Source organism: Protofrankia sp. Cas3, from assembly GCF_963555955.1.
In the GTDB taxonomy this organism is placed as follows: domain Bacteria; phylum Actinomycetota; class Actinomycetes; order Frankiales; family Frankiaceae; genus Protofrankia.
The window spans coordinates 16,526-28,264 of sequence record NZ_CAUVXP010000073.1 but is presented as its reverse complement, the minus strand read 5'-3'; the positions used below and the strand labels follow the sequence as shown (position 1 = coordinate 28,264).

Sequence of the window (11,739 nt, the reverse complement as noted above, 5' to 3'; positions counted from 1 at the left end):
CGGCTAGCCTACCCTTACGTAAGATACCTGGGTTTCTTATCTGGTTTGGGGAGGCGGATCGTGCAGGACGCGCCACGGGTAGGGCTGCTGGCTGTGCCGGGAGCCACGCTCTATTTCAAGGTCCGAGGGGACGGGCCAGTGCTGCTGATGTTGCCGGGCGGTGACGGGGACGCCGACGCTACCGACGCGCTCGCCGAGCGGCTGGCCGGCCGGTACACGGTGGTCGGCTACGACCGGCGGGGGCTGACGCGCAGCCCGCTGCACGATCAGAACACCGCTGTCGATGTGGCGACGCACAGCGACGACGCTGCCCGGGTGCTCGCGGCGGTCACCGACAGCCCGGCGCTGGTGTTCGGTGTCAGCCTCGGGGCCCTGGTCGGGCTGGACCTGATCTGCCGTCACCCACAGCGGGTGCGGCTGCTCGTCGCGCACGAACCGCCGGCCACCGAACTGCTACCGGAGCGTGACCGGGAGCAGGCGGCCAGCGGCCAGGAGGAGATCGAACGGTTGTACCGCAGCGAGGGGATGGCCGCGGCGATGCGGCAGTTCCTTGCCCTCGCCGGGGTCGACATCACCGACCGGGAGGCCGACGTCGCGCCGCCGCAGCCCAAGCCAGAACGGATCGCCAACCTCACCTTCTTCCTGACCCATGACGCTCCCGCCGTGCGGCGCTACCGTCTGGACTGGCCAGGCCTGCATGCCGCGGCGGACCGGATCGTTCCCGCGGCCGGCGCCACCTCGACGACCGGTTTCGCCCACCGGTGCGCCCACGCCCTGGCTGCGGAGTTGGGCCAGCCGCTGGTGAAGTTCCCCGGCGGCCACTCCGGTTTCATCCTGCGCCCTGCCGGGTTCGCTGCCCGTCTGCACGAGGTCCTTGAGCAGCCGACACGACATGGGGCCGGCGCCGGTGAGGCTATCGACCCGGCCGAGTCTCGCGTGCGACCCGATGCGGGCCCGCCGGCTCGCCCGGTGAGCCGACGATGACCAGCGCGTTAACCGTCTCGTTCACCCGGCGCCGCGGACAACTGGACCGGGTGCACGTCACCCGCAGCGACGCCTCGACGACCCGCTGGGAGTTCCCCAGCTACGGCGACGTCCTGCCGCACGACCTCGTCCACCTGATCGTGGAGGTGGAACTCGGCCTGACCGACGGCTTCTGGGGCCTCATCGATCAAGGCGCCGACGTGGTCATGGTTGACAGCCAAGCCGTCATTACCCGCGACCGCGTGCCCCTCACCGAGCAGCCCGGCGCCGACTTCACCGGCCTCATGCGAGCCGAGGAAGCCGTCGCTCTCCTCGGCCCCCAGCCTCATCTGGAGCAACCCGGGAAGATCATCGTCGCGCGGCTCGACCCGGACTCCCTCACCGCACCCGACCCGCGCGACACTGCGCACCGGCTCGGATTCCAGCTACCGAACACCGCCACACCTGAGCGCATTGACGCGATCCACACCCGCCTCCGCACCCTCGCGCGCCAATGGCGTGACACGGACGACGGCACGATCACCCTCACCTGGCGCCGCGACGCACAGTGACAAACGGGATCGTCACTGAGGCTCGATGAGACGGGCGACTTCGGCGAGCACCTGCTCCGCCTCCTCGCGGGTAACCGCAGCGAGGGTCCGGCTTCTGGGGTTCGGGTGCTGGAACCTCGCGATGGCCGGCGTCTGATGAAAAGCGCTGGCTGCGACCAAGATCGGTACTATCCGGCAGCCTCTGTTGTCGGCTGCCGCGAGCAGCTTCGGCAGCTCCACGTCTCGGATGAAACTCGAGGCCAGAAAGTCGGCGCTGATAAGTAGAATCGCAGACGCCGCGGAATCGAGCGCCATGTCGATCTCGCTCCGCCAAGCGTCGCCGATCCGGATGCGTTTATCTGACCACACGTCCAAGCGGCCGTCGCGTTCCAGCGGGCTAAGATGGACCAGCAGTCGGTTGAGCCAGAACTCGTCCTGGTGACTGTAGCAAATGAAGACTTTTCTTCTGGATGTCGGTGAGCGTTTGCCTGCTCCCCGCAGGAGACGTTCCCGCTTGAGCTGCCGAATATAGAAAATGAACTGCGGATCGTCGGCGATCAGACGCCTTCGTTGTACGTCATAGAATAGGTTTCCGGATATCAACGTGTTTCCCGCCAGGCCGGCACCGATCCCCTGCATGAAGAGGCGGTCCACCGCACGTGACAGTTTGGGGTTCTGCTTCCGGTACTCGTCCAGGTATAGAACGCCGTCCGCGTTTTTCGCCAGTCCTATCAGAAGCTCGATGCAGATAGTTTCGTCCGAATCGTCCAGCGCGGCGAATTCCTCCACGAGCTCGTGATATTTTATTCGCAGCTCCTCCGAAACTAGCTCTAGGGCGCTCCGAATATCGGTGCGTACCGTCTTGAGGCTGCGCGCCGTCTCCTCAATGCGGGCCATCGTCACCAAGTGCCAACACAACGCTTGGGCGGTGATCAGACTTCCGCTCGATGCCCTCACGATCGAGAGCTTGTCCTCGAATTGGATGTTGAGCGCCTTCTCGCCGAGTTCCACCAACGCCAGCAGCTCATTCTCGCACGCCGCCTTGGGTCGGAAGATCCTAATACGGTTGGCAATATCTGGGCTGATCTTCACGAGCGAGCGCGCCGTCTCCGGAATACCGACGACTACGATCTTCCTTGAGCGGGCGCCACTGTCCGCGAGGCGCTTGAGGTAGTCGACGACGCGGCCTTGCTGCTCGATGGATAGCCGGTGGTGATCGTCTATCGCGATGACCCCGTCATGGCCGTCGATGACCAGCTTGTCGATCTTCTCTACGTCCCGTGGAACCCGGGCGCTGTAGACCGTCGGCTCGCCGAAACGGGCCTTGTCCTGCTCCATGGCATGCATCAACAGGGACGTCTTGCCGAGACCTGAGGGACCTTCGAGAACGATACTAAGCCCAGGCTGACGCAACGTCATCTTGAAGGGCAGGAAGTGCTGCTGCTGAACGAAGGTAACCTCTGGTGTTCCGGTTGGCTGAAACACCTCACCGACCTCCCGGACAGGCGGGCGTCGGTCTGCGTGTAGTGGCGGGAAGACGGGCCCGACCGGATCCTGGGGCTTGACCGGCGGAGTGGCATCTCCAGGCATCTGGGGGAACGGAAACTGCGGCTCGGCCGTTGGCTTGGCTCGGCCACTGATGGCGTATCGGATGTGCTCTTGCAGCAGGCGCGACGCAGCTGTTGCGGTGACGCCGAACATGTCGATGCTAACGATCTGGCCGAGCAGCCCTGGCCGCGGACAGTCCTCGATCCTGATGGGTATCAGCTTTCTGGCGAGCCCGAGCGGGTCCGCTCTAGCGGCTGCCTGCCACTCGGCCTGACCGTATACGGACCGAAGATAGGCGTGGGACAGGAGGGCGATGGTTTGCCGCGCCTCCGTGATACCGGCCTGCATCGACGTCATCCAGCTTGCGCCGGGAACGAAGTCCCAGGCTTGGACGAGTACGCGGTAGCCGGCTACTTCAAGCTGTCAGGCGACCCACTCCGCCCATGCCCTATCGGACTCCGTGTAGGAGATGAAGAAGTCCCATGAAACCTCGGTCACACGTGCCCCCGCTCGCCTGATCCGTCTTGCAGCATGCTACAGCTCGCATGATCTCGAACCTACGAGCATGGTCAGACGGCTGTTGACGCCTGTTGCGTACCGTGACGAATGCCAAGACGTGAACCAGCCCTCGTAGCAGCCACTCATCGGCATGAGCGGACGCGCCCAAAAGCGCCGCGGAGCGCCTCACCCCCGCGCTGATGTTACTTAGCATCATTGATGATGATCTTTGACTCCATCGGGGCGGGTCAGGTATGACCGTGTCCGGTGGAGCCGAGTACGACCGTCGATGGCCCGACCGGCCAACCACCGTCGTCGACGGGATCTCGCCCCGGGGGCCGTCGGAGTGCGGCTTACGCTTCTCCTTACCCACCTGGGAGCCGTGAACGACGACGATGAAAGACTCGCCGACTCTTACCGAGGCGCGGCGCCGCAGCCACGACAAATGCGCACCCAATGCGCACCCACGGCCTTGTTGATCTATATAGTGGATCTTTATTCTGAGCGTTTCCGCAGGTCAGACGCGAGCCGCGAATGCGGCGGCGCAGATACTGGCCGAGCTGGTCACAGTTCCTCCGCAGCCACGCCGCCAGCGTGCTGGCCTGCGACTTCCTCACCGTCACGCTGACCCGGCTGTACGTCCTGTTCTTCATCAGCCTCGACCGCCGCCACGTCCGGCTCGCCGGCGTCACCGCCCACCCCACCGCCACCTGGGTCACCCAGCAAGCCCGCAACCTCACCCACCAGCTCGACGACCACCGACAGTACAAATTTCTGATCCGCGACCGGGACACCAAGTTCGTCCGCGGCTTCGACGCGGTCTTCACCGACGAGAACATCCAGATCATCAAAACCCCGGTTCAGGCTCCCCGTGCGTATGCCTACGCCGAACGCTGGGTTCGCACCGGCCGCGCCGAATGCCTCGACTGGACACTGATCTGGAACCGCCGCCACGCCGAACAGATCCTCACGATCTACGTCGAGCACTACAACACGGCCCGACCCCACCGCGGCATCGACCTCGACACACCCGACCCCGTGACACCAGCCGCCGATCCAACCAGCCCCATCAGACGCATCGACCGCCTCGGCGGCCTCCTGCACGAATACCAACGAGCCGCCTGACCAGCGAACCGTCTACTTGCACCCTTCAGGCGCTCGCCGTACAGGTTGTTCCACGGCTACGGACGAGATACAGGCACCCACACGAGCCCATCCTCGCCGATTGCTCCTGCGCGGATGACGCCGACGCCAGGCGCGCGTCAGTTCGACGAGCTCATCGACGACAATGGCTCGGTCCAGGTTGTCATCGGAACCTGGCGAAGTCCGGGGGGCGCTTCTCGGCGAACGCCGCCTTGCCTTCCTGGGCCTCGCGTGTGTGCACGAAGATGTCGAGGGCATCGAAGCCCACCGCGCCGACGCCGGCGAGCTGCTCGGTGTCTGCGTTGAAGGAGTGCTTCAAGAACGCGAGCGCGGTGGGGCTGCGCTCGAGCAGCTCGCCGGCCCACCTGCGCACCTCGGCCTGCAACTCGGCGAGCGGCACCACGGCGTTGACAAGTCCCCACTCGAGCGCTCGGGCGGCGTCGTAGCGACGGCACAGATACCACATCTCGCGGGCGCGTTTTTCGCCGATGGCGCGGGCCAGGATGCCGGTGCCGAAGCCGGCATCCCATGAGCCGACCCGCGGCCCCGACTGGCCGAACGTCGCCGTGTCGGCGGCGATGGAAAGGTCACAGAGGACGTGGAGGACGTGCCCGCCGCCGGCGGAGACGCCGTTGACGGCAGCGATCAGCGGCTTGGGGATGGCCCGCATGACCCGGTGCAGCGTCTGGATCTCGAAGATGCCGTAGTCGGTTGGGCCGTAACCGCCGAACTCGGCCGCCATCTTCACGTCGCCGCCCGCGCAGAAGGCCTTTTCGCCGGCCCCGGTGAGGCAGACGACGCCCACGGCTGAGTCACCCCACGCCAGCTTGAACGCATGGATCAGCTCGTCGACAGTGTGGGCGGAGAATGCGTTGTAGCGGGCCTCGCGGTCGATCGTTATCCAGGCCAGGCCGTTGTCGACCTCGTAGCGGACATCGGTCAGCTCCCGCGATCGGGCGTCGGTCAGCTCGCGGGATGTCATGCCGTCACCGGTGTGCGCCGGTCGATGTTGCCGCCGTCCGCGTACGACGGCATGTGCGCCTGGGAGCCGCCGTCGATACTGATCGCCTGCCCGGTGATGAACGATCCCTCATCGGAGGTGAGGAAGCAGACGAGGTTGGCAATGTCCTCGGGCTGCCCGGCCCGCGACACGAGTTGATGGCGCAGGAGCCGTTCGATGGCCGGGCCGTCAAGCTTCTGCCGCAGCCGATCGGTCAGGATGAATCCGGGGCAGATGGCGTTGCACCGCAGGCCGCGGCGGCCGTACTGCGTGGCGATCGAGCGGCTGAGTGCGATCACCGCCGCCTTCGCCGCGGCGTAGGCGGTCTGCCCGGTGTCACCCAGGAGGGCCTGGCCGGACGAGGTGTTCACCACGGAACCGCCCCCGCGCTCGAGGATGTGGGGGATGGCCGCCTTGCAGCAGAGCATCGTCCCGCGGAGGTTCGTGCGTATCGTGCCATCCCACGTGTCGAGGTCGAGGCCGAGCACATCGACGTCGGACGGCGTGAGGTTCATCGCGCTGGCGTTGTTGTGCAGCACGTCGATGCCACCGAACGCCGACACCGTGGTCGCGACGAGGCGGTGTACCGACGACTCGTCGGCGATGTCGACCCCGACCCCGATGGCAGTGTCCCCCGCGGCCACGATTGCGGCCGCGCGCGCAGCCGCGCCGTCGGCGTCGAGGTCGGCGACAACGACGGCTGCGCCCTCTTGGGCGAGCCGGTACGCGGTCGCCGCTCCGATCCCGTTCGCGGAACCGGTGACGATTGCCACCTTCCCGTCGAGGCGGCCCATCACAGGACTGCGCTCAGGGCAGCTGATTCGCGGAGTACCACAGCGTTCTCCTTCAGTTCAGCGATGTCGTCATTCGAGTAACCCAGCTCCGCAAGGACCGCGTCCGTGTGTTCCCCGAGAAGTGGGCTCGGTGCGACTCGGCCGGGCATGTCCGAGAACGCGACCGGTGCCGCGTGGCGGAGGATCGTCCCGAAGAGCGGGTGTTCGACGTGGGTCACGAGTCCCGTCTCGACCAGGACGGAGTCGGTGTTCGTGAAGTCGGCCATCGAGCCTTCAAAAACCTCTACGACGCAGAGTCCGTGGCGCCCAAGAAGTTCTTCCCACTCCGTCGACCTTCGGGTGGCGAAGCACTCCGTCAACTCCTCGACGAGGTCGTGGTCGTGGTCCGCCCGCGTCCCCGCAGAGGAGAAGCGCGCATCGGAGACGAGGTCCGACCGGCCGAGCGCAGTCGTGAGCAACTCCCATTCGGTCTGGGTGGGGGCGGCCACCATGATCCACCCACTGGCGGCGGGATACAGGCGGTAGAGCGCGTGTAGTCCCCGTTGGTCGGGGTCCGGCCCCTGGATCGGCGGCTTTCCCTTGTAGCGGACGTAGTCGTCGGCGTAGGCGTAGGCGTTGCCTTCGATCATGCTTGTTGCCACGAACTGGCCGACGCCACTGCGGCGCTGGTGGAGCAGCGCCAATGACAGGGCCGAGAGGACGGCGAGGGCCGCGTTGGAATCGCCGTCGACGGGTGGCTGCACGCGGCTGGCGAGCTGCCGGAGCTCCTCGACGCCGGCGCCGGCCGCTCGTTCGGGGGCGAGCCAGTAGCCCGCCTGACGGTGGTATGCGCCCGACGTCGCCGAGGCCGGCCCCGCGTACAGCGGGCGTTCGCTGTACGGCCCGTCCACGCCGTAGCCGCTGGCGTGCAGGTAGACGATGCGTGGGTTGAGGCGACGGACTGTTTCGTAGTCCAGCCCGAGGCTCGTCGCGACCTTGGGCCGGAAGCCGAACGCGAAGACATCCGCGCGGGCGAGCAGGCGCTCGATGATGGCGCGGCCCTGGGCTGACTTCAGGTCGACGGCAACGCTCTCCTTGCCCTCGAGCACCTTGACCGCTCCCGCCTCGGGAATGCCGTAGTTGACGCGCATCGGGTCGCCGGTGGGCGCTTCGATCTTGATCACGCGGGCACCGAACGACGCGGCCATGGTCAGGGCGAACGGCATGGCGTAGAAGTAGCCGAGCTCGACGATGGTGATGCCGGCCAGTGGATGCGGCAACGCCGCACCGGCTCGACCGACGGTCACGGCGGGCGGCGTCACGGCGGGCGGCGCCACGGCGGCGTGCTCGCCCAGAGCGGGCGCGGACCGGCCGATTCTCGATGGCGTCGCCGAGAAGGAGGCGATGGGCCCGATCTCGGCGATGGGTCCGACGACCGGGTCGAGCACCTCGACGATCTGCCTGTTGTGCAGGGCTTGGGGGTGCTCCATCGCCTCGTCGCCGGTGCGCACGACCTCAAACGCGATGTTGGGGTCGGCGAGCAGGATCGGGACCCATTCGTCCATCGTCCGTCGGCGGAACGCGTCGTAGAACGCCGCGCGGTAGCGGTCGGTGGCCACGGCGTCGGCGCTCGAGGGCCGGGCGACGGTGATCTCGAGCGCAGCGACGAGCGCGCGCAGCTGATGTTGCATGGTCGTCGAAGCGTTGATCCAGCGGCCGTCCTTGCTGCACAGCAGCGCCGGTGGGCGGGCGGGTGGCGCGGCGCGTGGCCGGTCCGGCTCGCTTGCCTGTTGCAGCCGGACCTGCCAGTGCATCGTGCCGAAGTAGTCGGCCGGCGTGAGTCCCTGAAGCAGCGTCGCGTCGAGGTGCTGGCCGCGGCCGGTGGTCTCGCGGGCCGTGAGCGCGGCGAGCACGCCGCTGCAGGCGAGATGACCGGCGCCGACGCTGGCCAGCGGCGCGGCCACGAACATCGGATCGCCCCCGGCCGGTCGGCCGGTGTAGATCCCCGGCGTGAAGAGGCCGGCCTTGGCGGCGACCGCCGCCTCGTATCCCTTGATCGACGCATAGCTTCCGCACCGTCCGAAGGCGGTGATCGAGCAGTGCACCAGCCGGGGATTGCGGGCCCGGAGCACGTCGTCGTCGATGCCCCACCGGGCGGTGACACCCGGTGCGAACCCGTCGATCACGACATCGGCGCCCCGCGTCAGCTCGATGAGCTCGTCGCGCCCGGCATCGGTTCGCAGGTCGATGACGACGCTCTCTTTTCCCCTGCACCAGACGAGGAAGCCTGACGGCATCTCGCGGCGTAACCGATCGCCTTCGGGCGGTTCGACCTTGAGGACGCGCGCGCCGTTGTCGGCGAGCAGCATCCCGCACAGCGCCCCGGCGATGCTGCCGCTACCGAGCTCGATCACGACTAAGCCGTCACAGCACGTCGTCATCGAATGTTCCCGGTGAACGCGAAGTCCTCGATGAGGGCCGCGAGCTCCGCCGGCTTGGCGCTCTGCACGCTGTGGCCGGCGCCGCTGACGATCTCGAGACGCGCCGAGGGCTGGCATCGGCGCACCTGATCCGCGTGGGCGTCCGGTACGTGAAAGGAATCGCCGCCGCGCACGAGCATCAGCGGGCACCGCACCGCCTCGAGATCAGCCCACAGCGCGCTGAAGTCGAGCGGTGGGTCGCCGGGCAGGCGGAGTCGGTCGTAGCGCCACGCCCAGCGCCCATCGGCCCGACGGTAGGAGTTGTGACGCGCACCGACCGCTACCGACTCGCGTCGTCGGCCGGTGGCGGCAACCGTGGAGTCGACGAGCTCGGCGAACGACGCGAACGACGGCTCGGCGCTGATGAGGGAGCTCCCCCCACGCTCCTGCGACGTCATCTCCACCTCGTGGACGCTGGGCGTGACGTCGACCACGACGAGCGCCCGCACGAGGTCGGGTCGCCGGGCTGCGAACCGGATGCCGGTCAGGCCCCCGAGCGACATCCCGACGACGACCACCGGCTCAGCGGTCAACTGCGGCACCGCACCCGCGACGACATCAGCGTTGCGCCACGGCCAGTAGTCGCGATCGGCGCGATGGGACGACCGTCCGTGTCCCGGCAGATCGAGCGCGACCAGCGGGCGCTTCAGCGCCGGCGCCACGCCGTCCCACGTGTGGGCGTTCTGGCCACCGCCGTGCAGGAGGAGAAGCGCCGGTCTTTGCTCACCCCAGATCACCGCGCTGAGCACCTCGCCGTCCGGGCCGTGGCGGTCTTCACGCCGAACGGCCACGTCGGGACCGCGCACGTAGGCGAACTCGTCGTAGTCCTCGCGCCCGAGCGCGGCGACCCGGACTCCCACCGCTGCCTGCGGGTTGTCGAGGCTCGACAGGTCGCCCGGGTCGGACCCGGTCACCCACGCACGCACGGCGCGGCGATGGACCTTGCCCGAACGGGTCCGCGGCAGATCGGGCACGGCCAACACTGCCGACGGTCGCATCGGCTTGCCGAACGCCGTCGTGATCCGGTCGGCGACGGCTGCCGTCAGACGCGCTTCGTCGGCGGGCGCGCACGAGCTCTGCACCACGAGCACGGCCACCTGTCCCTTGACCGGATCGTCGACGCCGATCGCCGCGGCGGCGGTCACGCCCTCGACCTCGGTGGCGAGCGACTCGAGCTCGGCGGGCCCGACGCGCTTGCCGGCGATCTTCAACACGTCGTCCGACCGTCCGGGGATCTCGATGCTGCCGTCGGCGTAGCGCAAGGCACGATCGCCCTGGACCCACGTACCGGGCAGGCGTGACCAGTAGGCGTCGAGGTAGCGATCGGTCTCGCGCCACAAGCCGCGGGTCATCGCCGGCCACGACCTCGTAACCACGAGCTCGCCCAGCTCGCCGGACACGGAGCGCCCCTCGTCGTCGACGACGTCGATCGCCATGCCTAGCGCGGGACCGGAGAACCGACCCGCGGAGGTGGCGACGTCGGGGTAGCTGGCGACGATGCAACCGCCCACCTCGGTGCCGCCCGACCAGTTGATGATCGGGACGCGGCCTCGCCCGACATGACGATGCAGCCATCGCCACGCGGGAAGGGTCCAGGGCTCGCCCGAGGAGAGGATGACGCGAAGCGTCGGGAGGTCGTACGGCGCGACCCACTGCTCGCCCGCGGCCGCGAGCGTGCGCGCGGTCGTCGGCGACAGCGCGTACTGGGTGATGCCATGCCGCTCGACGAACCGCCAGATGCGGTCCGGCTCGGGATGGTCGGCGACGCCTTCGAACAACACGGCCGTGGCGCCCAAGGTCAAGGGCCCGAGTGCGCCCATCGGTCCGGCGAGCCACCCCATGTCGCTCGGCCACGAGAACCGGTCACCCGACCCAACGTCCGCCGTCAGAGCGAGCTCCAGCATGAGGTTGTAGGGCAATCCGCCGTGGGTGTGCAGTGCGCCCTTGGGTCGACCGGTTGACCCTGACGTGAACGCGAGCAACCACGGCGTCTCGGCGTCGAACGTCTCGACCTCGCCTGCTTCGGCGGCGTCGGCCACGGTCTTCCACCGCACGATCGCCGGATGCGGCGGCAGCGTCTCGCCGAGGCGAGACACGACGACCACCGTCTTGACGTTCGCCGTCTCGGCGGCGGTCAGCGCCGTTTCGAGCATCATGCTCGGGCGCCCGCGTCGCATCATGCCGTCGGCCGTTACGAGCACTCGAGCCTCCGCGAGCTGCAAGCGCTCGGCCAGTGGCGCCGGTCCGTAGCCCGAGAACGCCGGCGCGACGATCGCGCCGAGACGGGCAACGGCGAGCATGGTCACGATCGCTTCCGGGACCATCGGCAGGTGCATGACAACGACATCGCCGCGGCCGACACCCAACTCACGGAACCCGGTGGATGCCCGACGCACCTCACTCGCCAACTCGGCGAAGCTCAACTCCCGCGACTCCCCGCCGTCGCCTTCCCAGATGACGGCCGGCCCGATGAGGCGGTCCACCCACCGCTCGCACGCCAGCCAGGACACGTTCGTGCCACCGCCGACGAACCAGTGGCCGAACGGTGCGCCGTCTGACTCGTCGCACAGCGACGTCCACGGCCGCAGCCACTCCGCGCCAAGGAAGTCGAGCGCGGCCGGGTAGAACCATTCGGGATCGGCCGCGGCGCGGGCCGGGAACTCGCTGCGGTCGCCGACGCCGAGAACGGCAGCGAGCTGAGCCACGCGATAGCCGCCGACGAGGTCGGGGGGAGGGACCCAGCGGTCAGAATGGAAGGTTGGGGTCAACGCGCGCATCGAATG

At 68.0% G+C, this 11,739-nt stretch carries 8 protein-coding genes and 1 pseudogene; 3 read left to right on the top strand and 6 right to left on the bottom strand.

Annotated elements, in window-relative coordinates; genetic code table 11:
* The first annotated feature begins 60 nt into the window (after window positions 1-60).
* Window positions 61-984, top strand: a complete 924-nt coding sequence (locus tag U9983_RS15025; RefSeq protein ID WP_322754625.1) for an alpha/beta hydrolase — start codon at window positions 61-63, stop codon at window positions 982-984.
* Entirely contained in the window at window positions 981-1,535 is a 555-nt protein-coding gene (locus tag U9983_RS15020) for a hypothetical protein (protein WP_322750757.1), read from the top strand. The genes U9983_RS15025 and U9983_RS15020 overlap by 4 nt, the downstream gene beginning before the upstream one ends.
* A gap of 12 nt (window positions 1,536-1,547) precedes the next feature.
* On the opposite strand, the gene U9983_RS27895 is transcribed toward U9983_RS15020, so the two are convergent.
* Together U9983_RS27895 and U9983_RS15010 are read right to left on the bottom strand one after the other, a co-directional pair.
* Window positions 1,548-2,852 (bottom strand): toll/interleukin-1 receptor domain-containing protein, encoded by a 1,305-nt coding sequence (locus U9983_RS27895; protein ID WP_416211400.1) that lies wholly within the window; start codon window positions 2,850-2,852, stop codon window positions 1,548-1,550.
* Between the two features lie 393 nt (window positions 2,853-3,245).
* A pseudogene (locus U9983_RS15010) lies at window positions 3,246-3,425 on the bottom strand (toll/interleukin-1 receptor domain-containing protein); the annotation flags it as partial.
* A 669-nt stretch (window positions 3,426-4,094) separates the two neighbouring features.
* Here U9983_RS15010 and U9983_RS15005 point away from each other — a divergent pair.
* Window positions 4,095-4,685 (top strand): integrase core domain-containing protein, encoded by a 591-nt coding sequence (locus tag U9983_RS15005; RefSeq protein ID WP_322754624.1) that lies wholly within the window; start codon window positions 4,095-4,097, stop codon window positions 4,683-4,685.
* A 181-nt stretch (window positions 4,686-4,866) separates the two neighbouring features.
* On the opposite strand, the gene U9983_RS15000 is transcribed toward U9983_RS15005, so the two are convergent.
* From U9983_RS15000 to U9983_RS14985, 4 genes are read right to left on the bottom strand one after another with little or no spacing between them, the layout of a single operon-like run.
* Entirely contained in the window at window positions 4,867-5,685 is an 819-nt protein-coding gene (locus U9983_RS15000; RefSeq protein ID WP_322754623.1) for an enoyl-CoA hydratase-related protein, read from the bottom strand.
* A complete protein-coding gene (locus tag U9983_RS14995) occupies window positions 5,682-6,497 on the bottom strand; it encodes an SDR family NAD(P)-dependent oxidoreductase (protein WP_322754622.1) in 816 nt (271 codons plus the stop codon). The genes U9983_RS15000 and U9983_RS14995 overlap by 4 nt, the downstream gene beginning before the upstream one ends.
* A complete protein-coding gene (locus U9983_RS14990) occupies window positions 6,497-8,917 on the bottom strand; it encodes a CoA transferase (RefSeq protein WP_322754621.1) in 2,421 nt (806 codons plus the stop codon). The genes U9983_RS14995 and U9983_RS14990 overlap by 1 nt, the downstream gene beginning before the upstream one ends.
* On the bottom strand, window positions 8,914-11,733 hold the full coding sequence (locus tag U9983_RS14985) for an alpha/beta fold hydrolase (RefSeq protein WP_322754620.1): 2,820 nt from the start codon (window positions 11,731-11,733) through the stop codon (window positions 8,914-8,916). Before U9983_RS14985 ends, U9983_RS14990 begins: the two co-directional genes overlap by 4 nt.
* Window positions 11,734-11,739: the final 6 nt, after the last annotated feature.